At 66.8% G+C, this 22,084-nt stretch carries 19 protein-coding genes; 12 read left to right on the forward strand and 7 right to left on the reverse strand.

Annotation, left to right across the window (positions count from 1 at the left end; genetic code table 11):
• Nucleotides 1-93: 93 nt before the first annotated feature.
• Both M2336_RS08650 and M2336_RS08655 read left to right on the forward strand, forming a co-directional pair.
• A complete protein-coding gene (locus tag M2336_RS08650; RefSeq protein WP_264574638.1) occupies nt 94-981 on the forward strand; it encodes a hypothetical protein in 888 nt (295 codons plus the stop codon).
• 156 nt (nt 982-1,137) lie between these two features.
• Complete coding sequence (locus tag M2336_RS08655) at nt 1,138-1,758, forward strand: nuclear transport factor 2 family protein (protein WP_264574639.1); 621 nt, start codon at nt 1,138-1,140, stop codon at nt 1,756-1,758.
• A 36-nt stretch (nt 1,759-1,794) separates the two neighbouring features.
• Here the strand turns inward: M2336_RS08655 and M2336_RS08660 are convergent, their stop codons facing one another.
• The 3 genes from M2336_RS08660 to M2336_RS08670 all read right to left on the reverse strand — a co-directional run bounded on the left by M2336_RS08660 (nt 1,795) and on the right by M2336_RS08670 (nt 4,701).
• The gene (locus M2336_RS08660; protein WP_264574640.1) at nt 1,795-2,265 is read right to left on the reverse strand and encodes a nuclear transport factor 2 family protein; all 471 of its coding nucleotides are present in this window, start codon (nt 2,263-2,265) and stop codon (nt 1,795-1,797) included.
• A 30-nt stretch (nt 2,266-2,295) separates the two neighbouring features.
• Nucleotides 2,296-3,630 carry an MFS transporter gene (locus M2336_RS08665; protein ID WP_264574641.1) on the reverse strand — a complete coding sequence of 445 codons (1,335 nt, stop codon included), beginning with the start codon at nt 3,628-3,630 and terminating at the stop codon, nt 2,296-2,298.
• Between the two features lie 150 nt (nt 3,631-3,780).
• Complete coding sequence (locus M2336_RS08670) at nt 3,781-4,701, reverse strand: helix-turn-helix domain-containing protein (RefSeq protein ID WP_181558936.1); 921 nt, start codon at nt 4,699-4,701, stop codon at nt 3,781-3,783.
• A gap of 215 nt (nt 4,702-4,916) precedes the next feature.
• On the opposite strand from M2336_RS08670, the gene M2336_RS08675 reads away from it, so the two are divergent.
• The 4 genes from M2336_RS08675 to M2336_RS08690 are packed head-to-tail and all read left to right on the forward strand — an operon-like array spanning nt 4,917 to nt 8,893.
• Nucleotides 4,917-6,410: an aldehyde dehydrogenase family protein gene (locus tag M2336_RS08675; protein WP_264574642.1), complete on the forward strand. Its 1,494-nt coding sequence runs from the start codon at nt 4,917-4,919 to the stop codon at nt 6,408-6,410.
• The gene (locus M2336_RS08680; RefSeq protein WP_181558938.1) at nt 6,403-6,834 is read left to right on the forward strand and encodes a DUF3237 family protein; all 432 of its coding nucleotides are present in this window, start codon (nt 6,403-6,405) and stop codon (nt 6,832-6,834) included. The genes M2336_RS08675 and M2336_RS08680 overlap by 8 nt, the downstream gene beginning before the upstream one ends.
• A 2-nt stretch (nt 6,835-6,836) precedes the next feature.
• On the forward strand, nt 6,837-7,289 hold the full coding sequence (locus M2336_RS08685) for a DUF3237 domain-containing protein (protein WP_264569668.1): 453 nt from the start codon (nt 6,837-6,839) through the stop codon (nt 7,287-7,289).
• 2 nt (nt 7,290-7,291) lie between these two features.
• The gene (locus M2336_RS08690) at nt 7,292-8,893 is read left to right on the forward strand and encodes a GMC family oxidoreductase (protein ID WP_264574643.1); all 1,602 of its coding nucleotides are present in this window, start codon (nt 7,292-7,294) and stop codon (nt 8,891-8,893) included.
• A gap of 15 nt (nt 8,894-8,908) precedes the next feature.
• Here the strand turns inward: M2336_RS08690 and M2336_RS08695 are convergent, their stop codons facing one another.
• The gene (locus M2336_RS08695; protein WP_264592865.1) at nt 8,909-10,582 is read right to left on the reverse strand and encodes an FAD-dependent oxidoreductase; all 1,674 of its coding nucleotides are present in this window, start codon (nt 10,580-10,582) and stop codon (nt 8,909-8,911) included.
• A gap of 93 nt (nt 10,583-10,675) precedes the next feature.
• A complete protein-coding gene (locus M2336_RS08700) occupies nt 10,676-12,763 on the reverse strand; it encodes a TonB-dependent receptor plug domain-containing protein (protein WP_264574645.1) in 2,088 nt (695 codons plus the stop codon).
• An 85-nt stretch (nt 12,764-12,848) separates the two neighbouring features.
• Between M2336_RS08700 and M2336_RS08705 the strand changes: the two genes are divergently transcribed.
• On the forward strand, nt 12,849-13,358 hold the full coding sequence (locus M2336_RS08705; RefSeq protein WP_264592866.1) for a homogentisate 1,2-dioxygenase: 510 nt from the start codon (nt 12,849-12,851) through the stop codon (nt 13,356-13,358).
• A 94-nt stretch (nt 13,359-13,452) separates the two neighbouring features.
• Nucleotides 13,453-14,145, forward strand: coding sequence for a VIT family protein (locus M2336_RS08710; protein WP_181558943.1), 693 nt, complete (start codon nt 13,453-13,455; stop codon nt 14,143-14,145).
• A gap of 18 nt (nt 14,146-14,163) precedes the next feature.
• On the opposite strand, the gene M2336_RS08715 is transcribed toward M2336_RS08710, so the two are convergent.
• Nucleotides 14,164-14,937 carry a FadR/GntR family transcriptional regulator gene (locus M2336_RS08715; RefSeq protein ID WP_264574647.1) on the reverse strand — a complete coding sequence of 258 codons (774 nt, stop codon included), beginning with the start codon at nt 14,935-14,937 and terminating at the stop codon, nt 14,164-14,166.
• Nucleotides 14,938-15,090: 153 nt separating this feature from the next.
• On the opposite strand from M2336_RS08715, the gene M2336_RS08720 reads away from it, so the two are divergent.
• Genes M2336_RS08720 through M2336_RS08730 form a run of 3 tightly spaced genes read left to right on the forward strand, consistent with a single transcriptional unit; the run spans nt 15,091 to nt 18,981 of the window.
• Entirely contained in the window at nt 15,091-16,428 is a 1,338-nt protein-coding gene (locus M2336_RS08720) for a Rieske 2Fe-2S domain-containing protein (protein ID WP_264574648.1), read from the forward strand.
• A gap of 9 nt (nt 16,429-16,437) precedes the next feature.
• Entirely contained in the window at nt 16,438-17,646 is a 1,209-nt protein-coding gene (locus M2336_RS08725; RefSeq protein ID WP_264574649.1) for a pyridoxal-phosphate-dependent aminotransferase family protein, read from the forward strand.
• Nucleotides 17,647-17,685: 39 nt separating this feature from the next.
• On the forward strand, nt 17,686-18,981 hold the full coding sequence (locus M2336_RS08730) for an MFS transporter (protein WP_264592867.1): 1,296 nt from the start codon (nt 17,686-17,688) through the stop codon (nt 18,979-18,981).
• 459 nt (nt 18,982-19,440) lie between these two features.
• On the opposite strand, the gene M2336_RS08735 is transcribed toward M2336_RS08730, so the two are convergent.
• A complete protein-coding gene (locus tag M2336_RS08735; RefSeq protein ID WP_264592868.1) occupies nt 19,441-20,913 on the reverse strand; it encodes an aldehyde dehydrogenase family protein in 1,473 nt (490 codons plus the stop codon).
• Between the two features lie 89 nt (nt 20,914-21,002).
• Between M2336_RS08735 and M2336_RS08740 the strand changes: the two genes are divergently transcribed.
• Nucleotides 21,003-22,082: an aldo/keto reductase gene (locus M2336_RS08740; protein WP_264592869.1), complete on the forward strand. Its 1,080-nt coding sequence runs from the start codon at nt 21,003-21,005 to the stop codon at nt 22,080-22,082.
• Nucleotides 22,083-22,084: the final 2 nt, after the last annotated feature.

Here is a 22,084-nt window from a genome sequence, read left to right on the forward strand (position 1 = left end):
AGTTCCTGCGCAAACAATCGGCTAAGGGCGGCGAGCGTCACCGGACGAGCGGTATGGAAGCCCGACCGGCGTTACAGGAGAGGATGTCTGCGCATGGACAGAGCCGCTTTGCTGGCATTGCTGGATGAGACCGTCGCGTCTCTGGGCGCCAATGATCCCCAGCGCTTAGCCCTCGCGCCCCGTTTGCGCTATACCGAGAACAGCGTCGAATTCCCCTTTGGCGATGGCGCCTGGAAGACCGTGACCGGCATCGGCGAGTATCGCTGGGATGTGGTGGACGTGCGCACCAGCAATGCCGCGCGCTTCGGCGTGCTGGAGGAGAGCGGCGACAAGGCGCTGTTCGTGCTGCGGATCGCGGCGCTGGAAACCGGCGCGCTCGCCGAGATCGAGCTGCTGGTGGCGCGCGCGACGGACAGCGGCGTTCCCTTCCTCAACACCGATCCCGCGCCGCGTCCGGAACTGACCGAGCCGGTCCCGCCCGCCTCCCGCACCGAGCGGGCACGGATGCTCTCGCTGGCCGATGGCTATTTCTCCACGCTCGAGCAGAATGACGGCACGCTGCACACCCGCTTCACGGCCGATTGCGAACGGCGCGAAAATGGCGTGCAGACCACGCACAATCCCCAGCCCGATCTGGCGCCGGTCGCCAAGATGGGCTGCGAGGAGCAGTTCCTGCTCGGCTATTACCGGTTCGACAACTGGATCCGCGCGCGGCGCTATCCGCTGGTGGACGAGGAGCAGGGCGTGGTCCTCTGCGGCGGCTTCATCGACCATGACGGGCAGACGCGCGACTATCAACTCACCAATGGCGAGACGCGCACCGGCTTTTTCCTGCGGCCGCACAGCTTTGCCTATCTGGAAGCCTTCAAGATCCGCGACGATGCCATTTCCGCCGTCGAAGCGGTGTTCCACTTCGTGCCCTACCGGATGCGCTCGCCCTGGGCCCAGGACGAGCGCGATCCGCGGCTGGCGAAGGCCTAAGCGGATGCCACCTGATCCAAATACACTCGTCACCCCGGGCTTGACCCGGGGTCCCGCTTTACTGCTGGCCGAAGCCCGAAGGCAGCGGGACCCCGGGTCAAGCCCGGGGTGACGACGGCGAATATCTGAGTCCAGCAACCTCCAAGGAGCACCCCCATGTCCGATGATGTCTCAGCCCTGCGCGAGGAACTGGCGCGTTTGCGGTCCGATCTGACGGCGCTCGCCGCCCGCGCCGACAAGGCCGATCATTATGTCGAGATCTGCAATCTCCAGTGCGCTTATGGCTATTATGTCGACAAGGGCCGCTGGGACGATGCGGCCAGGCTGTTCGCCGAGGATGGCACGCTCGAACTGGCCGGGCGCGGCGTCTATGTCGGGCGGGAGCGGGTGCGGGAATATCTCCACCATCTGCCGCCTTATGGTCCTGGCGTGCTGTACAATCACATGCAGCTCCAGCCGGTCGTTCACATCGATTGCGCGGCCGGCACCGCCAAGGCGCGCTGGCGAACCTTCATGATGGTCGGCGGCGTCGGACGCGAGGCGCGCTGGGGCGAGGCAACCTATGAGAACAGCTACAAGATCGAGAACGGCAAGTGGCGGATCGCGCAGCTGCACGGCTATATGAACATCTATACCGAATATGATGAAGGCTGGCATCGCGGCGGCGTGCAACTGCTGCGCTCGATCGACGGGCTGCAGCCCGATCTGCCGCCGACGATGCAGTATGAATCCTACCCCGAGCCGGTGATCGCGCCTTACCATTATAAGGAGGTGTAGGGCGACCCAGGCCACCCGCGCGCTGCCGCTCGCCGCTCAGTCGGTGGGCGGCGTGCGCTTGCTGTTGGGATCGAATTTGAGCATCTCCACGCTCTTGAGCGCCGGGTCCCAATGCTCGGCGATCATGCCATTTTCGATCCGGAACAGGTCGAACCAGCTCGTCACATAAGGCTGCCCCTCGGCATCCTTCTCGGGCCGCTCGAACACGCACATCACCATGTCCCGCTCCGCGATCATGTTGACCAGCGGCAGCATGATCCGCTCCTCGATTTCGCGGACCGGGCGCGAGCCCTTGATGAAGTCGACCAGCGGCTGGCGGCCGGAAGCGACATTGGGGTTATGCTGGATATAGCCCTCGGCGATGAACTCGGCGGCCCGGTCGGCGTGGCCTGCCTGCAGCACGGTGCGGTACATGTCCCAGACGAGGCGCTTGTTGGCCGCGAGTTGGGGATCGGCGCTCTGCAGCAAGGCCAGCTGGGCGTCGCGATCGGTAATGGCCTGACTCATGCGGGTCTCCGTTGCAAAATGAGGGCGCGGTCAATGCGCCGTGGCGGTCGCCTGCGCCGCGCGGTGGTTGGTGCGCGCCGCAAGATACAGCATCAGCCCGCCGAGCAGGAAGAAGATGGCGAACAGGCCGATGGCATAGCGCAGGCCCAGGGCCGAGGCCGCCGCGCAGGCCGATCCCTGAACCTGTCCGGCGGCCCCGGCGCACTGGGTGGCGAACTGGCTCCCGCCATAGATGAAGCTGGAGGCCATGTCGCTAACCACGCCGACCGAGGGCGGTCCCAGTCCCTGACCGAACAGATGGACCATCAGCAGGAAGACCGCCGATCCGGTTGCCCGGCTGAAGCTGTCCAGCGAGCCGTGCAGGGTCGCGATCGCCGGTCCCATCGCGGTGTAGAAGGAGAAGGAGCCAACGAGCATCAGCGGAATGGCGATGAACAGCATGTTGCTGCTCAGCCCTGCCAGGAAGATCGGCACGCCGATCACGGTGCCGAGCGCCGGGAAGCCAAGCAGCCAGCGGGCATCGCGCCGGGCCATATGCTCGCTGCCATAGCCGCCGAGCAGCGTGCCGAAAAAGGCGGCAATGCCCGAGACGATGCCGAAGACCAGCCCCGCCTGCGCCGCATCCAGCCCGAAATTGCGGGAGAAGAAAGCGGGCAGGAAGGTGTTCACGCCGAAGGCCCCGAGGCTGATGAAGGCAAGCCCGGCGAGCACATAGCGGATGCTCTTGTTGCCCAGCAGAAGCCGCACCACCTGCCAGGTGCCGAGCTTGCCCGATCCGGCAGCAGCAGGCGGCACGCTGCGCTCTGGCTCATGCAGGCAGAAGAAGCAGAGCAGGGCGATCAGTCCGCCCATCACGCCGAAGAACATGAATGTGTCGCGCCAGCCGAAATGCTCGGCAATGGCGCCGCCCGCGAACGATCCGACCAGAGCCGCCACCGGCACGCCGAGCATGTAGAGCGACAGGGCCGAGGCGCGCTTTTCCGGCGGCACCATGTCGGAGATCATCGAGTGCGGCGGCGCCTCGGTCGCTGCATTGCCCGCCGCCATGCCGCAGCGGCACAGGAAGAGCTGGAAGAAGCTGACCGTCGCGCCCGCCAGTGCCGTGAACACCGAGGCGAGCATCAGGAAGCTCGCGGTCACCCGCGCGCGATTGTAACGTTCCGCCAGGCGCGCGATGGGCACGCTCGCAAAGGCGTTCACCACCGCGAAGGCCGTGCCGCCGAGCAGGCCGATCTGCAGATCGCTGAGCAGGAACTCGGCTTTGATCTTCTCGGCGATCAGCGCGATCATCACGCGGTCGAGGAAGCCGAAGGCGTTGATCGAGGCGAGCAGGATCAGGGCGACGGTGAGCTGTCTTCTGGTCACGTTTATCTGTTCCCGGGTGGCAGGCCTGCGATCGGCAGGCATCGAGCGGCAGGCCTATCGGGATAGACCCTCAGCGCGACATGCCGATTGGATGGGAGCGCATGGACCTGACTGGTCGTGCTCGCGATCGCGATCCCCCTTCCGGGCCGTTCAGTGCAGCGAGAAGAGATTGCGATAATCGCGCGGCGTGAGGCCGAAGCGCTGTTTGAAAGCCCGGCTGAAATGCTGGGAATCGCTAAAGCCCCAAAGGTGGGCGATCTCGGTGATGGAGCGGCGGGCGAGGGCCGGGTCGACCATCTCCTCGCGGCAGCGCTCCAGCCGCCGGTCCCAGATGGCGCGGGCAATGGTATAGGCCTCACCCTCGAACAGCTTGTGGATCGAGCGGCTCGACATGCTGAAATCCCGCGCGATGCGGGCGATGCTGAGGTCCGCATCGGCCAGATGCCGGTCGACATATTCCAGGATCGCCCGCCGCCGGCTTTCGCGCGGGTCGGGCATGGTCAGCACGTCATCGGCATGGATGGTCATGTTGACCAGATGGGCGATCTGGTCGCCGAGCAGCTCGCGGTCCTGCATCCGCAGCGTGTTGCCGGTCATGACTGAGGCGCTCACGCTGGCATGGAGAATCTGGGCGGGCCCGCGCAGGAAGCTGCGGGGCTTGCGCCAGCGGTCCAGGCTCCAGCGGGGCGCAGCGAGCAGGCTGCACGGCACCGTCACTGCCAACTGGCGGCACTGGTCCGGCGCGTCGATGGTGTAGGGCACGTCCTTGCGCAGCGCGCACCACTGGCCGGCCTGCACATCATTGTAGAGTCCGCCCTGGCTGATCCGGGCGGCGCCTTCTTCCTGGAATAGCAGCTTCATGGTCGGTGGCGATCGCCGGTCGGCCATGTCGGGCAGAACAAGCCGGTGACTGCCCAGCGAAACGATGCAGAAGCGGAGCGCGCCAAAATCGCCGCCGCGCAGCGACGCCTCGCGATCGTCCGCAAATTCGATGTGGGGCGCCTGCGTGACGGCACACCATTGCCGGCTGCGCTCGACGCGGCTCGATGCCTTTGTGGTGAAGATGTGCATCCCCGTGGCTCCTCTCGCATCCTGGCCGGGGTCTTGCGCCCTCGGTCCGGCTTCTGCGCACGCTAGACCCCATATCGGGGCCTGTCCAGCAGACCGCCGCACTGTTGATTTTGTCTCCAGTGCGGCGCTGGTCAGAAAGATGCGTCGCGAGACAAGTTTGCTCGAAGGCGCGCTGATAGCAGGGGCCTCAGCCGCATCATGGACATGTATTTGAGATGACGTTGAAAGTGCCATTGCCCCTTGCCGCCGAGGCGCGTCATTTCATTGGCGGCGCATGGACGCCCCCTGCTGCCGGCGACCGGCTGCCGGTGGAAAACCCCGCGACCGGCGCGGTCTTTGCCGAGGTCGGAGCGGGGACTGCGGCGGATATCGATCAGGCCGTGCAGGCCGCCGAATCGGCGATGATTTCAGCGCGCCGCACGCGCTGGACACCCGCCCAGCGGCAGGATGCCCTGCTGGCCTTGGCGCAGGCGGTGGAGCGCCATGCCGAGGAGTTCGCGCTGCTCGAAACGCTCGATACCGGCAAGCCGATCAGCAACAGCCGGCGCGTCGACGTGCCCGGCACGGCCGCGACCTTGCGCTATTTCGCCGGCTGGGCGACCAAGCTCACCGGGGAGAGCATGGAGCTTTCCCAGCCCGGCGAGACGACGGCGTATACGCTGCGCGAACCGGTCGGCGTGGTCGGCCACATCATTCCCTGGAATTATCCGTTGATGGGCGCGGCGTTCAAGCTCGGCCCCGCCATTGCGGCGGGCTGCGCGGTGGTGCTCAAGCCGGCGGAGCAATCCTCGCTCTCCGCGCTCAAGCTGGCTGAACTGGCTGTGGCTTGCGGCGTTCCGCCGGGCTTCTTCAATGTCGTGACCGGCCTTGGTCCGGTCGTGGGCGCGGCGCTGGTCGATCATCCCGGCGTCGCTAAGATCAGCTTCACCGGATCGACGGCGACCGGCACGCAGATCGCGGCCGACTGCGCGCGGCAGATGAAGCGGGTGACGGTGGAACTGGGCGGCAAATCGCCGGTCATCGTCTTTGCCGACGCCGATCTCGATGCCGCCGCGCGCGCCATCGCCATGAACATCTTCTTCAACAGCGGGCAGACCTGCTCGGCCGGCTCGCGCCTGTTCGTGCATCGATCCGTCGCCGATGCGCTGGTGGAGAAGATCGCCCGCATCGGCGCGGCGATGACGATCGGCGATCCGCTCGATCCCGCGACCCAGCTCGGGCCGGTGATCACGCAGGCGCAGCGGGCGCGGATCATGGGCTTTGTCGAGGGCGCCCTTACACAGGGCGCCAGCCGCGCGGGCGGCGACATCGCCTTGCCGGCGCAGGGTTACTATGTCGCGCCGACGGTGCTCGGCTCCGTTCAGGCCGGCATGGCGGCGGTGGATGAGGAGATTTTCGGTCCCGTGCTGTGCGCGATCCCCTTCGACACCGACGATCTGGACGAGATTGCCGCGCTGGCCAATGACAGCCGTTATGGCCTCTCCGCCTATGTCTGGACGCGCAGCCTCTCGCGGGCGCATGGCATGGTCAGTCGCCTCCGGTCCGGGACCGTGCGAGTGAACAGCAGCGCTGGCGACATCGCGATGCCCGCGGGCGGCGTCAGGCAATCCGGCTTCGGCCGCGAAAATGGGAGAGCCGGGGTGGAAGCCTATACCGAACTCAAATCCGTGACGATAGCGCACGATCATCAGGCCCGCGATCATGGCTGAGGCAAGCAGCGCGCCCGTGCCCGGCTTCGCGCCGGCCTTCCGCATGACACCGATGCGCGCCTTCCCGGTGACGGTCGGCGAGATCGCGACCGGTGGCCAGCGCAGCTATGTGTCCATCGGGGGCGGCACCTTCGTAGGCGAGGGGCTTGAGGGCCGGCTGGTCGGTGGCAGCGAGATGCATCTACTGCGCGCCGATGGCGTCACGGTGGTTGAAGCCTCTTATTATGTCGCCTTCAGCGATGGCAGTTTCGCCCGCTGCTTCGGCAATGGCTATCGCACCCGCGCGCCGGATTTCGAGGGGCTGCGGCTCGCTTTGCTGTTCGAGGCTGCCGAGGATGGTGGCGTCGCCCATCTGGCGCGGCTGGCGTTCGTTGCCGAGCAGGCCGAGGGCAGCCCTGTCCTCAACATCGAGAGGATCGTCTGACCATGCGGCTGGAATTCGCTCTGGAAATGCGCATCGGCCTTGGTCCGCGCATGCATATCGAGGTGGCGCAGGGCTACACGCGCGGTGCGGTGCTGATCGGCGAGGGCAGCTTCTCCGGCCCCGGACTCTCGGGCCGGATCGTCAAGGGCAGCGGCGGCGACTTTCCGCTCGTGCGCCCCGATGGCGGCGGGCGGTTCGAATCGCAATATCTGCTGGAGACGGACGACGGCGCCCATATCCTCAAGCGCAGCACCGGCGTGCGCAGCGCCCCGCCGGAGGTCGTCAAGGCCCTGCTGGCGGGCGAGCAGGTCGATCCGCAAAGCTATTATATGCGCATGACGCCGCGCTTCGAGGCGCCCGCCGGCCCCTATGACTGGCTGAACCGCACGATTTTCGTCGGCGTCGGCCAGCGCAATCCGGAAGGCTCCATATTCCGGTTCTGGAAAGTCGTCTGAGCGTGGACCGGTTCGATTACATCGTCGTCGGCGCCGGCTCGGCGGGCTGCGTGCTCGCCGCCCGCCTGTCCGAAGATCCCCGCAACCGCGTGCTGCTGCTGGAAGCCGGCGGCAGCGACCGGCGGCTGGACGTGCGCCTGCCGCTGGCAGTCTCCAAGCTGTGGCCCAATCCGGCGCTCACCTGGGGCTTCATGTCGGAGCCGGAGGCGGAGCTGGACGGCCGCCGCCTGCCGGTCGCGCGCGGACGGATGCTCGGCGGCACCTCCTCGCTCAACGGCATGATGGCGATCCGGGGGCACAAGGCCGATTATGATGGCTGGCGCGATACCGGCCTCACTGACTGGGGCTGGGATGATGTGCTGCCCTGGTTCCGCAAGCTGGAGCGACACTGGCGCGGCGATACGCCCGAACATGGCGGCAGCGGGCCACTGAGCGTCGAGCCGCATCCGGCGCCCAGCCCGCTGATGGCCAATGTGCTGGAGGCGGCCCGATCGCTCGGCTACCCGATCACGGAGGATTTCAACGGCCCGCGAACCGATGGCTTCGGCATGCCGGATTTCACGACGCGCAACGGTCGCCGCGCCAACACGTCGGAGGCCTATCTGCGCCCTGCGCTCGGCCGACCCAATCTGGAGGTGCGCACCGGCGCCGTGGCGACGCGCGTGCAGCTGCGTGATGGCCGGGCAATCGGCATCGAGGTTTCACGCGACGGGCGACTGGAAGAGATCCTGGCCGAGCGCGAAGTGCTGCTGGCCGGCGGCGCGATCAACGCGCCGCAATTGCTGCTGCTCTCGGGCATTGGGCCGGGCGACCATCTGCAGGAGATGGGCCTGGATGTCGCCGTGGAAAGCGGCGAGGTCGGCGCCAATCTGCAGGATCATCCCGGCGCCGGCATGGAGTTCGATCTCGATCCTGCGCTGGCCTTCGATCGGGAATTGCGCTTCGACCGGCTGACCGGCTCGTTCCTGCGCTGGGTGGCAGGGCGCAAGAGCATCATGGGCGCGCCGCCGCTCGCCGCCTCCGCCAATGTTGCGACCGGTGCCGACCCGGATGTGATCGACATGCATTTCCTGCTGATCCCGCTCTCCATGTTCTCGCGGGTCTGGTTCCCCGGCGTGGCCCGGCCGTTCGGGCCGCGCATGGGGGCGATGTGGTCGCTCAATTATCCCAAGAGCCGTGGCTGGCTGAAGCTCGGCTCGCCCGATCCGCTGGCCCATCCGCGCATCGCCTTCAACCTGATGAGCGATCCCGAAGACCAGCGCGCCATGCTCGGCGGCTATCGCGGCCTCGAGGCGCTCATCCGTCAGCCGGCGCTCGCCAAGGTGGTGGGGCAGATGCGGCGGCCGGAGCGGCCTTTGCTGTCGGACGAGGAGGTCATGGCCTATATCCGCGAGACAGCGGCGACGGCCTATCACCCGAGCGGCACCTGCCGCATGGGCAGCGATGCGCAGGCTGTGGTCGACGGGCGCCTGCGGGTGAATGGCGTGGACGGGCTGCGGGTGGTCGATGCCTCCATCTTCCCGCGCCTGCCCGGCGGCAACACCAACCTTCCGGTCATCATGGTCGCCGAGCGCGCTGCGGACTTCATCAGACGCGGAGAGTAGCCGCATCCTGCCGGATCACTCGGCCGGTTCCCTCTCCAGCGGCTGCTCATCGCCAATGTAAAGCAGCGCGCCCTGATCGATCAGGCGCTGCTGCACGGCACGCACGTCCACCTCTCGCGGCGTAACGCCCGCGCGCACCGCAAGGCTGGCCGCCGCACCCGCCGCCTCGCCCATGGACATGCAGGTCGCCTGATCGCGCACCGCGCCGAGCGCCGCGAAGGTAGCAGACACGCAGCGCCCCGCCACCAGCAGGCCCTCAACGCCCTTGGGCAGCAGGATGCGATAGGGAATGTCGTACGGCGCCTTGAACGGTGAGGCCACGCCGTCGCCCCACAGGCCCGTCACCGAATGCAGGTCCGGCCCGCGCGGCCCGCCCTTGGCGATCACGTCGGGGAAGCGCCGCCCTGCCAGCACATCATCCTCGGTGAGAATATAGTCGCCGACGATCCGCCGGCCTTCGCGCGCGCCGCCGGTGGGGGATTCCATGACGATATAGGCCTCCTCGAAGCCGGGGATGCGCTCGCGCAGGAAGTTGAGATACACCCGGTTGAGCTTGCGCCGATAAATCAGCGACTTGCTCACCTCTTCCTCATTGGTGTGGTCGTACCAGACCTCGTACACGCCGGACATCATCTGCCCGTCGCGCATCTTGCCGTGGCGGAAGATGCCAATGCTGCCAAAGCGCGGCGGCGGATAGACCGGCTCGGTCGCGCCATAGAGCAACGGCACCTTGCCGGCCTTGATATACTCCACCCATTCGCGGTCCAGCCCGGCCGGGAGGGGGACATATTTGCCATCCACCTTGGGTGCCGTCGCCTTGCCCGGGATCGGGCCGCCCGCTGCGGGAGAGAGGCGCAACTTGGGAATGCCGCCGGCCGCGCGAATGCGGTCCACCTCCTCCCAATCGGTCGGCTGGGCCATGGGCTCGGCGTAGAGCGTCTCGCCCTTGAGCGACTTGTAGGTGTTCACCGGCCGCCCGCCGCCCATCAGCGCGGAGCGCTCGCGGTCCAGCTCGGCGCGCTCTTCTTCGCTCAGCAGCGGCTGGTTGCGCAGATAGTCGATCAGCCGGTCGACATCGATGCCGCCGATCTGCATGTCCATCGATCCGCCATGATGGCGCCCGTCTTCCTCGCGGCCATGGTGGAAGGGCGCGCCGGCCCAGGCGGCCACGTCGGCATCGGCGGAGGCGTCGATCACCACATCGGCCAGCACCACCTGACCGCCGGACTTGTTGCCGATGGCGACGCCCGTCACGCGCCCGTCCTCCACCAGCGTGTCGAACACCACGGTGTTGAAGAGAAGCTCGACGCCGGCCTCCTCCATCATTTCATCGAGCAGGCTGGTCATCATCACGGAGTCGGTGGGGTGCCGCGCAATCGGGCTACCCTCCGGCGCGCCGCCCATGGCCTGGATGCGGTGCAGGATCTCCAGCGAGATGCCCTTCACCACCGGCGTGCCGATGCCCTTCTCGATGATATAGCCATTGATCCCGATACCGCCGATGCCGCCCCCGGTCATCATCCCGCCCAGATAGCCGACCCGCTCGATGAGCATCACCCGCGCACCATTGCGCGCCGCGCTGAGCGCCGCGACACAGCCGGCAGGCCCGCCGCCGACGACAACGACATCCATCGCCTTCGCCGGTGCCAGCGCGGCCATAAACCGCTCGTTCTTCCTCTCGACGGCCATGCGCTCTCCTCCGCTCCTATTATGAAGCGCGAGCATATCCTGAGAAAGATCATATAGAAAGACAGTATTATCAATCGTGGAGGGGCAGAGGCGTCAGTAGCGCGCGCTCAGGCTGAGGAACAGCGAGCGGCCCGGTTCGGGGAAGCCATCGGTCAGCACATAATCCCGGTCGAAGAGATTGCGGCCTCCGACGCTGAGCGTGGCCTGCGGCGTCAGCGCATAATCGATGCTCAGTCCGGCCAGCGCATAGCCGCCCGTCTTGTAATAGATGGGCGCGAGGCCGTTGGCGGAGGCCGGGGTGACAGTCGTCCGGCGCGAGGCAAAATCGAGATTGGGCGTGACGCGCAGGGTAGGGACGGGTCGCCAGCCCAGATAGGCAAAGCCTTTGTGGCCCGGCACATCGGTGAGCTGAAACGGGCGGATCAGGCTGCCCGCCGGCGCCGTGCCGACCGTGAAGTCCCGCTGGATGTAGGAATAATTGCCGCCCAGCTCGATCTGGTCGTTCAGCTTCACATCCACCGCGACCTCGCCGCCATAATAATGCGCCGATCCATAATTCTCCCGGCGATTGAGGTTGGCCGGCGTGCGGACCGAAACCAGCGCGTCGCTCACCCAGCTGTGGAAGAGCGCTGCGCTGACATGGAGCGGCCCCAGCTGACGCGCCCCGCCGACCTCCAGCGTGGTCGCCCGTTCCGGGTTCAGGCCGGGATTGGGCTCGGCGGTGCCGAACTGGCTGCTGAACCGCTCGAACAGGGTCGGAAAGCGGGCACGGGACGAGAGCGAGAGATGCGCCGCGCTGCCATTCTCGCCGCGCCAATCCAGCCGCCCTTGCGCGTTCAGCGCATCGACGTTGCGCAGCGGAAAGCTGTAGAGCCGGTTGGCGCCGGTCTGCCCCTGCGGCACGCCATATTCCTCCGCGCGGTCGAGATCGCGCCAGTCATAGGAGGCGCCCAGCGTCAGCGTGAGCGTCGGCAGCAAGGCGAAGCGGTTCTCCACCGCGATGCTCCAGTTGCGCTCGGCACTGATCTGGACCGGCTCGGCGATGCTGCCGGGCAGGCCCGGGCGGCTGGTCTGGGATTCGCTGTGCTCGTCATGCCGGTAATGGAAGGCAAGGGTCAGCCGGTTGACGGGCAGCAGCTCCATGCCGAGCTCCGCTGATCCGCCATAAGCCGTGTCCGCATAAGGGCTGTCGAAGGACCGACCCAGCGTCTGGTTGGTCTGGCTGCGATTGTCCCAGGAGCGCAGCAGATTGTCGAAGCGGCTGTAATAAGCCCGCGTCTTGAGCGTCGCCTGATTGCTGAGCGCGGTGGTGGAGAGGGCGGACAGCGTGTCGATGGTCCAATAGGGCCAGCTCCAGTTGCGCAGCGAAACGTTGCTCGTGTCGCTCACATGCAGCGGCGCGTTCTTGCTGCCCTCTTGCCGTGTGTAGCTCAGCACATATTCGTCGGTGGCGTTGGGGGTGACGCCCAGCTTGGCATTCACGCGCCAATCTGATGTGCGCGAGAAGTCGCGCGCGCCGCCGTCCTCGTTCGCGCTGACCGGGTGGAAACCACCGGCAAGCGTCCAGTGATCGGTGAAATTGCGGGCATAGCTCGCCTGCGCGTACCAATGGTCCTGCCGCGTGCCGAGCAAGGCGAAGACGCTGTAGCCACCATAGTCCGCATCGCGGTCGAGATTGAGCGTGGCGCGCGCCTCGGCCTCCACAGCCTTGGTGGGCTTGCGCGTGACGAGATTGATCGCACCGCCCATGGCACCGGGACCATCCAGCACGGAGGTATAGGCTTTCGCCACCTGCACCTCGGCAATGTCCGGCGTGAGGAAGCGGCCGAAGTCTAGCCGGTTGTCGGCCGGCAGATAGACGCGGATCCCGTCAATCGAGAGCGGCACCTGAAAGCGGTCGAACCCGCGCACGAACACCAGCCGCTCGTTGCGCGAGCCGCCGCTATTGCCCGCCGAGACGCCCGGCAGGAGGTTGATCGCATCGTCGAGCTGCACGCGGTTAAAGCGGACCATGGCCTGCTGGCCGAGCGTCTCCGTGCCAATCAGACGGTCAGGCCCGGCGGGCGCCGTCACGATGATCTGGCCGAGGCCGAAACTGCCGGCCTCGCTCTCCGGCGCCTGCGCGCGGGCCATGCCGGACGTCACCAGAATTGCGGCGCCCAGCACCAGTGTCGCTCTCATCAATGGATCCCCTTTTCCTGTTCGTGATTCGATGTATATGGGCAAATACATCGAAAGAACCGACCGTCCAGAGGAGAAGCGGACAATGCGTGTGATGATGGCTCTCGCAATGGCGCTGGCACCGGTGCCCGTCGCCGCTCAGATGCCCGCTGCGGATGCGCCCGCCTGCGCGGACGATGCGGCGCTGCCGCCTGAATTTGCTGCCTGGCGCAACGCCGAGCAGGTTGCCGGCCTGACGGAAGCCATCGTCCAGCTCAAACCCGGACGGGCCGTCGACCTTACCTTGTCGCCTGCCTCATCCGTCGCGTTCGCTGCCGCGCCCGAGCGCGCGGCCAAGCCCGGCACCCACGCCGGGATGCTGGCGTTCGACGCCCCGCGCGAGGGCGTCTATCGCGTCGCCCTGGGCGCAGCGGCCTGGCTGGACATGGTGACCAACGGCGCCCGCGTGACCTCCCTCGCGCATGGCCATGGGCCGGCTTGCTCGGGCATCCGCAAGATCGTCGATTTCCGCCTCAAGGCGGGGCGCCACATCCTGCAGATCAGCGGCAGCGAGGCGCCGGTCATCAGGGCGATGATCGTGCCGGCCACCGAATAAGATTGCGCCAGCCCTCCGGCCAAGAGCAGATTTCCCCAATCGCCGCGCAGGCCCCGTTCTGATAAAGTCGCGCTGAATATGAGGGGGATCATCCATGAGGCCGCATCGGGAATATCATCTTGTCTCGCGCATCGGCTGGCTGCGCGCGGCGGTGCTGGGCGCCAATGACGGCATTGTGTCCACGGCCAGCCTCATCCTCGGCGTGGCGGCCTCGGGTGCGGATCGGTCGGCGCTGATCGTCGCGGGTGCTGCCGGTCTGGTGGCCGGGGCGATGTCCATGGCGGCCGGCGAATATGTCTCGGTCAGCTCCCAGTCCGACACCGAGCGCTCCGACCTCGCGCGCGAAACGCAGGAGCTGGCCACCGCGCCCGAGGCCGAGCTGCAGGAACTCACCGACATCTACGTCGCGCGCGGCGTCGACCCGGCGACGGCGCGGCGCGCGGCCGAGCAGATGATGGCCCATGATGCGCTCGGCGCTCATGCGCGCGACGAGCTGCACATTACCGAGACGACAGCGGCCCGCCCGGTGGTGGCCGCCTTCACCTCCGCCGCCACCTTCACGGCCGGCGCGGCGCTGCCGCTGGTGCTTGCCGCCGTGCTGCCGATGGACCGCATGGTGGTGGGCGAGGCAGCAGGATCGATCCTGTTCCTCGGCCTGCTCGGCGCCATTGGCGCGCGCGCCGGCGGGGCCAAGCCCTGGCGGCCGGTGGCGCGGGTGGTCTTCTGGGGCGCGCTTGCCATGGCCCTGACAGCCGGGATCGGGCGGCTGGTCGGGACGAGTGTCTGACCGGACGGCGTCGGCCGCCTAGCTGGCGGGCGTCGCAATCCCCGCCTGATCGCTCAACTCCTTGAGCCGGTAGAGCATCGACTTGCGGCGATCGAGCAGATGGAGGCGCATCGCCGTGAAGGCGCCCTCACTGTCGCGCGCGGCGATCCGGTCGAAAATGCCCTGCAGCGACTTGTAGCCGATGCGGCTGTTGCGCGGTGAGGCTTCCAGCGCCGTGAACAGGTTGAGCAGCGCATGCTCCAGCGCATGCATGAGCGTCACCAGCGTGCGCGCGCCCGAGGCCTCCACGATGAAGCGGTGGAAGGCGAGGATGCGATCGACGGACTCCCGCCGCGGCAGGTCCGGCTCCATGATCCGCTCCAGCAGCAGCCGCAGCGCCTCGATCTGGTCGTCGGTGATCTTCTCGGCGGCAAGCTCTGCCGCGCGGCATTCGATGCCGATGCGGGCATCGAAAATCTCCTCGGCCGTCACCTGCACGAGCATGAACTGCACGGCCAGGGCGGTGGCGAACTGGTCCGGCTTGCCCTCGGCAATCGTCGCGCCGCCGCCCGCGCCGGTCTTGATCGTCACGACCCCCAGCGCTTCGAGCCGGCCCAGCGCCTCGCGGATCGGCACGCGGCTGGTCTGGAAGGTCTCGGTCAGCTGCGCCTCGGTACCCAGGAACTGGCCGGGTTTGAACTGGCCGGCAAACAGCGCGTCGATCACCTGCGAGACGATGCGCGAGGCGAGCGACTGGCTGCGCACGGAACTGAAAACGGTGTCGGATTCGGCCAAGGGAACAGGCTTTCTCATGTTGGCATCGCCCGCGCGGGGCGGGCGATCGGTCATTCCATATGATGATTTCAATCCTGCCCCGCCCGGCATTGCTTGACAAGCCACGCCGCATCGGATGAAAAAGAATAACTATATTATAGTTTGATTCATTCAAACGTGGGGGAGGGCGGAATGTCGCCGGAAGACAATGCCTTGCTGACGCAGACTGGCCCCGGCACCCCCATGGGCGCGTTGATGCGGGAATATTGGATCCCCGCGTTCATGCCGGACGAAGTCAAGGCTGGCGGCGCGCCGCTGCGGCTCCGGCTGCTCGGGGAGAACTTCCTCGCCTTCCGCTCGCCCGATGGATCGCTTGGCGTGGTCGATCATCGCTGCGCCCATCGCTGCGCGTCGCTGTTCTACGGGCGCAATGAGGAGGGCGGCATCCGCTGCGTCTATCATGGCTGGAAGTTCGATCGGAACGGCCAGTGCATCGAGATGCCGAGCGAGCCGCCGGAGACCGACTATAAGGACAAGGTGAAGATCCGCGCGCTCCCCGTGGTCGAGCGCTACGGTGTCGCCTGGGTCTATATGGGCAATCGCGCCGAGCCACCCGCGCTGCCGCATTTCGACTGGGACGAGGTGGAGGCGGGGCAGCCGCTCACCGTCACCTTCATGATGCGCGAGTGCAACTGGCTGCAGGCGTTGGAGGGGGATATCGACACCTGCCATGTCGGCTTCCTGCATCTGGGTGCGGCGACGCCGGATCAGTTCGAGGAAGGCTCGATCAATTATTACAGGCAGATGCGCGAGAATCTTGCGCCGAAATATGAGGCGCTGGAGACCGATTACGGGACCATGTATTGCGCCTATCGCCCGGCCGGGGACAATCTCTATCACCGCATCGGCCAGTTCGCTTTGCCCTTCTGGACCATGGCGCCCTCCGAGCCGCTCGACCATATCCGCGCCCGCGCCTGGGTGCCGCTGGATGATCATCATGCCATGCTCGTCACCATCGGCGGCCCGCGCACCGCCGCGACGACGCTCACCAAGGCGGGCAAGCCGATTCCCGGCACCACCTCGCCGATCAATTTCCTGCCCAACACCACCGACTGGCTCGGCCGCTTCCGCATCGATGCCAATCCGCGCAACGATCATCTGATCTCGCGTGAGGCGCAGTCGACGCAGAGCTATAGCGGCATCGAGGCGATCCCGGTGCAGGATCAGGCGGTCACCGAGAGCATGGGGCCGGTGGTGGACCGCACCATGGAGCATCTGGGCACCAGCGACCGGATGATCGTGCTCACCCGCCGGCGGCTCAAATGGGCCGCGACGGCGTTGCGGGACGACGGGGTGGTGCCGCCGGGCGTCGATAATCCGGCCTGCTACCATAATGTCCGCGCCGGCTATGCGCTGCTCCCACCCGAGCAGGACTGGCTCGATTTCTACAATGCGCGTCGCGCGGTCTGGAGCAAGGAGACCGCCGAGCCGGTGGATCGCAAGCGCCGCCTCGCGCCCGCGCCAGCCTGAGGACCGTTCATGCCTGCCACCTCTTCCCATCGCCCCGGCGCGCACTTCCTGCAACTGCCCGGTCCCACGACCACGCCGCAACGGGTGATGGAGGCAATTGCACGCCCGACCATCAACCATCGCGGGCCTGACTTCCGCGATCTCACGGTCGAGGTGCTGGACGGGATAAAGGGCATCTTCAAGACCGCCGGCCCGGTCATCATCTACCCCTCGTCGGGCACCGGCGCGTGGGAAGCGGCGCTGGTCAATGCGCTCTCGCCGGGCGACGCGGTGCTGATGTACGAGACCGGCTGGTTCGCGACGCTCTGGTGCCGCCTCGCCCGCAAGATCGGCCTGGAGCCCGAGCTGATCCCCGGCGACTGGCGCACCCCGGTCGATGCCGCAGCCATTGGCGAGCGGCTGCGCGGGGACAAGGCGCATCGCATCAAGGCGGTCTGCGTGGTCCACAACGAGACCTCCACCGGCGTGACCTCAGACATCGCCGCCGTGCGCCGCGCCATCAATGAAGCCGGGCACCCCGCGCTGCTGATGGCCGATCTCGTCTCGTCGCTGGCGTCGGTGGATTATCAGCATGATGCCTGGGGCGTGGATGTCGCAGTCGGCGGCTCGCAAAAGGGGCTGATGCTGCCGCCGGGCCTCTCCTTCAATGCCCTGTCGCAAAAGGCCATCGCGGCGTCGAAATCGGCCGGGATGAGGCGCTCCTATTGGGATTGGGGCGAGATGCTGGAGGCCAATGCCCGGGGCTTTTTCCCCTACACCCCGGCCATCAATCTGCTGCAGGGGCTGCGCGAGGCCATTGCCATGATGCAGGAGGAGGGGCTGGACGCCGTCTTCGCGCGTCACCAGCGGGCGGCGCAGGCGACGCGCGCGGCGGTCGCCCAATGGGGCTTCGAGACGCAATGCCGCGATGCCGCCGCCCATTCGCCGGTGCTCACCGCCGTGCGGATGCCGGACGGCATCTCCGCCGATGCGGTGCGCGAGGCGGCGCTGGAGCGCTGCAACATGAGCCTCGGCAATGGCCTCGGCCAGCTCGATGACCGGGTGTTCCGGATCGGCCATCTCGGCGACTTCAGCGACACGCTGGTACTCGGCGCCATCGCCGCAACGGAAGCTGCGCTGGCCTTCGCGGGTGTCCCTTGTCGGGCCGGCGGTACGGAAGCGGCCATCGCCGTGCTGACCGGGCAGGCGCAGCGCGGCGCGCCCGGCCTGGCCGCCTGATCGGGCGAGGGCGGCAAGAGACCGGACGGGAGCGAGAGCATGGCAGGTCGAGCGAGTCTCACAGACAAGATCGCCATCATCCGCGCGACCTGGCGCTATCCGGGCTGGGGCGTGGTCGCCAAGGCGTTCTTCATCTTCCTCATCGCCTTCGGCGCGCCGCTGACCATGCCGTTCGTCTATCCCGAGGTCATGAAGGAGTTCGGCTGGACGCTGACCCAGGCCACGCTCATCTACACCTATAAGAGCCTCACCGGCGCGATCATGGCGATCTTCATCATCGGCCCGCTGGTGGAGCGGATCGGCCTCAAGCTGGTGCTGGTCGGCGCCATGGCGGCCGAAGCCATCGGGCTGGCGGGCTTCCTGTTCGTCCACTCGCTGTGGAGCTATTATGTCGTCGGCTTCATGATCGGCATCGGCCAGGGCGCCGTGATCATTTCGCTGCGCCTGCTCGTTTCGCGCTGGTTCATGCGCAATGTCGGGCTGGCGACGGGCGTGGCGGTGATCGGCACCAGCTTCGGCGGCGTGCTGTTCCCGCTGATGACCAGCCAGCTCATTCCGCTTTATGGTTGGCGCGTCGCCTTTGCCTGTCTGAGCATCGGCATCTTCTGCATTTCCATTCCGCTCGCGCTGTCGGTGCGGTTCAACCCCAGCGAGGCGGACGTGCTGCCCGAGGCGGTGCGGACGAGCGAGCAGGTCAGCAGCGCCCGGCTGCGCGCGGCCGATCTCGGCATCAGCTTCCGCACCATGCTGCGCCAGCACGCCTTCTGGCTGATCGCGCTGGCGACCTTCCTCTCGGCGCTGATCGATCAGGCGCTCTTCCAGCACAGCATCTATTATCTCACCAACGAGATCGGCCTCTCGCGCACCGTCGCGGCCTCGGCCTGGTCGCTCACCTTCCTCATCGGCATCGGCGCCAAGTTCGTCGCGGGCATGACGTTCGATCGCTTTTCGGTGAAGGGCGTGGCGGGCTGGAACCTGCTGCTCGGCCTCGCCATCCTGCTGGCGTTGCCGGTGCAGGGGCTGTTCACCGCGCTTGTCTTCACCACCGTGCTGGGCGTGGCGCATGGCGGGCTGACGGTGGATGGCCCGGTCGTTGCCAAGCATGTCTATGGCCCCGGCCTCATGAACCGGCTGCTGCCAGTGCTCGCCGGCTTCAACACCATGGGCTCGGCCTTCGGGCCAGTCGTGCTGGCGAACCTGTACGATCGCACCGGCACCTATCTGGTCGGCTTTGGCGTGTTCATCGGCCTGACGATCGTCGCCGCACTTCTGATGGCGCGCGTCACCCCGGCCTATCTGCTGCGGATCAGGGCACTGCAGGATAATGCCGCTTAATCAGCAGTGTGCCCAAGCAGATCGTCAGAAAAGCGTCCGTATCCCGGTTCGAGCGTTATAAGCGTTATAATTTCGATGCTTACCTAGGATGAGGACCTCATGATCACGGCTTTTGCCACATTGCTCCTGACCGCGGCAGCGCCTGCTCCTGCTCAGCCGCGCTGCTCCTCGTTCGCAACCCTGTCAGCAGCAGACCAAAAGCAATATGGCTCGCGCTATCGTTTCCGGGTGCGCACAAAAGGCAAAGCGGTGGCGGAGCAGTGGGTCCGGACGTCAGTGTGCCCGGAGGCACGAGCTGCCTTACGAGAAAAGCGACGCGAGCCACTGCTCAACAAGCACGGTCGGCCTTGCACCAAGACGCGGACTGAGATGCGCCCGATCACGAGTGACGGGAGCATGACGATGATACCGCGCCAAGTCTGCATCGATTAGGCAGGCGGAGCGACCGAGGGGTGCACCTCATGCCCGTGGAATCGTGACCGCCTGCATTTCCATATAGGACTGCATCCCCGCGACGCCCTGTTCCCGCCCATAGCCCGAGTGCTTGGCGCCACCGAAGGGCACATCCCGGCCATTGCCGCCGTGCCGGTTGACCCAGACCATCCCGGCCTCAAGCTGCCGGGCAATCGCGCCGCCGCCGTCTGTGTCCGCCGTCCACACCGATGCGCCGAGGCCGAATTCGGTGGCGTTGGCGCGGCGGATGACATCCTCGATCTCGTCGAAAGCCAGCACCGGCAGCACCGGGCCGAACTGTTCTTCGCGCACCAGCGGCGCTGCGTCATCCAGTCCGGCGACCACCGTCGGCATGACGAAATAGCCCGGGCCCGGCAACCGCTCGCCACCGGTGAGGATCTGTGCGCCCGGGGTCGCCCGCACGCCGTCGAGCAGCGCCAGCACCTTCTCGAACTGCATCCGATTCTGGATCGGCCCCATTTGGCTCTGCGGATCGGTGCCCGGCCCCACACGGATCGCGGCCGCGCGGCGAGCCAGCGCCTCGGCCATCGCCGGGTAGAGCGCGCGATGCACGAACACCCGCTTGATCGCCATGCAGACCTGCCCGCAATTGGCAAAGGCGCTGCGGGCAATGCCCTCGGCGGTGGCTTCCACATCCGCATCGGGCAGCACGATGGCGGGATCGTTGCCGCCCAGTTCCAGCGTGATGCGCTTGAAGGTGCCCGCCGCGCTGGCCATCACATGGCGGCCGGTCGCCACCGATCCGGTGAAGCTGATCTTGTCCACATCCGGATGCGTCGTCAGCCATATGCCCAGATCATTGCCGCCGCTCAGGATGTTCACCGTGCCCGGCGGCACGATGTCGGCAATCGCCTGGCCGATGGCGAGCGTGGAGAGCGGCGTGAGCGGGGAGGGTTTCAGCACGATGCAATTGCCGGTGTAGAGCGCCTGCGCGATCTTCACCGTCGCGAGTATCACCGGCACGTTCCACGGCGTGATGCCCCCCACCACGCCGAGCGGCCGATAGCGGATTTCCACCCGCTCGCCCGCATCTTCGCGGAGCACGCCGCCGGCGACATCGAAGGCGCTCAACGCCTCGATATGATCGGCCGCACGGCGCACCTCGCCAATGGCGTCGCGCAACGGCTTGCCCTGTTCGGCGGTGAGCAGCGCGCCCACCGGATCGGCGACCTCGCGCAGCCGCGCAGCGATCCTGTGAATGACGGCGCGCCGCTCGGTCACATCGCGGGCGGACCAGCCGGGGAAGGCGCGGCGCGCGGCGGCGACGGCCCGGTCGAGATCGTCCCGCTGCGCGTCCGGTGCCTGCGCAAAGGCAGTGCCAGTCGCGGGATCGATCACCGCCATGAACGCCTCTCCCGCCACGATTTCCCCGTCGATCAGCATGCCGGAGGCAAGCTCGGGTGGGGCAAGCGTCGGGGCGGCAAGCAAGGGCTTTTGCGCGGTCAGGCTATCGTTCATGTTGCTTTTGGTCTCCGCTTGGCTCACATCCGGCGATACGCCATAAAGATAATATAGTAGTATAGTTTGAGCAATCGGGAAGGGATGGAATGTTTGACGATTTCGTGACCTTGGGACGGTCCGGCCTGCGGGTGAGCCGTTACGCGCTCGGCACCTTCAACTTCGGCGGCGCGCAGCCCTGGAGTCTCGACGCCACCGCTGCCGGGCGCCTGATTGCGCAATATCGCGACCTCGGTGGCAACTTCCTCGATTGCGCCAACAGCTATGGCGGTGGCGAGGCCGAGACGATCCTCGGCGATTATCTCGCCGGCGAGCCCGGCCTGCGCGACCGGTTGGTGATCGCCACCAAATTCGGCTCGAATGTCCGCGATGGCGATCCCAATGCTGGTGGAGGCGGGCGCAAGTCCATCCTGCAAAGCGTCGAAGCCTCGCTGCGCAAGCTCAGGACCGACCGGGTCGATCTGCTCTGGATGCACATTCTCGATCCGCTGACGCCGATGGACGAGACGATGCGTGCGCTCGATGATCTGGTGCGGGCGGGCAAGGTGCTGCATGTCGGCCTCTCCAACATCCCGGCGTGGAAAGTGGCCGAGGCGCACTGGCTGGCGCAGTGGCGCAATCTGGTGCCGGTGATTGGCCTGCAGCTGCAATATTCGCTGATGGAGCGGAATATCGAGGTCGAGCATGTGCCGCTCGCCCGGGCCTATGGCATGGGCATCGCGGCATGGTCGCCGCTCAAGAGCGGGGCGCTGAGCGGCCGCTATCGGCGCGGCGATGCCAGCAATCATAATGCCGAAGGGCGTGGCTCGTTCCTTGCCCGCATTCTGGACGAGAAGGCCGAGCGCGTGCTGGACGTCGTGCTGCAGGTCGCGGAGCGCCACGGCGCCAGCCCAGCACAGATCGCGCTGGCCTGGCTGCAGGCGCAGCCCTGGGTCGCGACGATCCTGCTGGGCGCCAACGATGCCGACCAGCTTGTCGAGAATGCCGCAGCGAGCCGCATCACCCTGTCGGCCGAGGATCTGGCGGCGCTCGATGCCGCCGGACCTCCCGCGCTGACCTATCCCGCCGACTTTGCCCGGCGTGCCACGGGCTCGATCAGTGGCGGCACCCGCATCAACGGTATCGCGCCACCCACCGGCGGCGGCTCGCCGAGCCAGAGCCGGCGCTAAGG

It is taken from the genome of Sphingobium sp. B1D7B (assembly GCF_025961965.1).
Taxonomy (GTDB): Bacteria; Pseudomonadota; Alphaproteobacteria; order Sphingomonadales; family Sphingomonadaceae; genus Sphingobium.

Coding starts and splice junctions, on each gene's coding strand:
- M2336_RS08650 (WP_264574638.1), top strand. CDS start 94: ATGGACAGAGCCGCTTTGCTGGCATTGCTGGATGAGACCGTCGCGTCT.
- M2336_RS08655 (WP_264574639.1), top strand. CDS start 1,138: ATGTCCGATGATGTCTCAGCCCTGCGCGAGGAACTGGCGCGTTTGCGG.
- M2336_RS08660 (WP_264574640.1), bottom strand. CDS start 2,265: ATGAGTCAGGCCATTACCGATCGCGACGCCCAGCTGGCCTTGCTGCAG.
- M2336_RS08670 (WP_181558936.1), bottom strand. CDS start 4,701: ATGCACATCTTCACCACAAAGGCATCGAGCCGCGTCGAGCGCAGCCGG.
- M2336_RS08675 (WP_264574642.1), top strand. CDS start 4,917: ATGACGTTGAAAGTGCCATTGCCCCTTGCCGCCGAGGCGCGTCATTTC.
- M2336_RS08680 (WP_181558938.1), top strand. CDS start 6,403: ATGGCTGAGGCAAGCAGCGCGCCCGTGCCCGGCTTCGCGCCGGCCTTC.
- M2336_RS08685 (WP_264569668.1), top strand. CDS start 6,837: ATGCGGCTGGAATTCGCTCTGGAAATGCGCATCGGCCTTGGTCCGCGC.
- M2336_RS08695 (WP_264592865.1), bottom strand. CDS start 10,582: ATGGCCGTCGAGAGGAAGAACGAGCGGTTTATGGCCGCGCTGGCACCG.
- M2336_RS08700 (WP_264574645.1), bottom strand. CDS start 12,763: ATGAGAGCGACACTGGTGCTGGGCGCCGCAATTCTGGTGACGTCCGGC.
- M2336_RS08705 (WP_264592866.1), top strand. CDS start 12,849: ATGCGTGTGATGATGGCTCTCGCAATGGCGCTGGCACCGGTGCCCGTC.
- M2336_RS08710 (WP_181558943.1), top strand. CDS start 13,453: ATGAGGCCGCATCGGGAATATCATCTTGTCTCGCGCATCGGCTGGCTG.
- M2336_RS08715 (WP_264574647.1), bottom strand. CDS start 14,937: ATGAGAAAGCCTGTTCCCTTGGCCGAATCCGACACCGTTTTCAGTTCC.
- M2336_RS08720 (WP_264574648.1), top strand. CDS start 15,091: ATGTCGCCGGAAGACAATGCCTTGCTGACGCAGACTGGCCCCGGCACC.
- M2336_RS08725 (WP_264574649.1), top strand. CDS start 16,438: ATGCCTGCCACCTCTTCCCATCGCCCCGGCGCGCACTTCCTGCAACTG.
- M2336_RS08730 (WP_264592867.1), top strand. CDS start 17,686: ATGGCAGGTCGAGCGAGTCTCACAGACAAGATCGCCATCATCCGCGCG.
- M2336_RS08735 (WP_264592868.1), bottom strand. CDS start 20,913: ATGAACGATAGCCTGACCGCGCAAAAGCCCTTGCTTGCCGCCCCGACG.
- M2336_RS08740 (WP_264592869.1), top strand. CDS start 21,003: ATGTTTGACGATTTCGTGACCTTGGGACGGTCCGGCCTGCGGGTGAGC.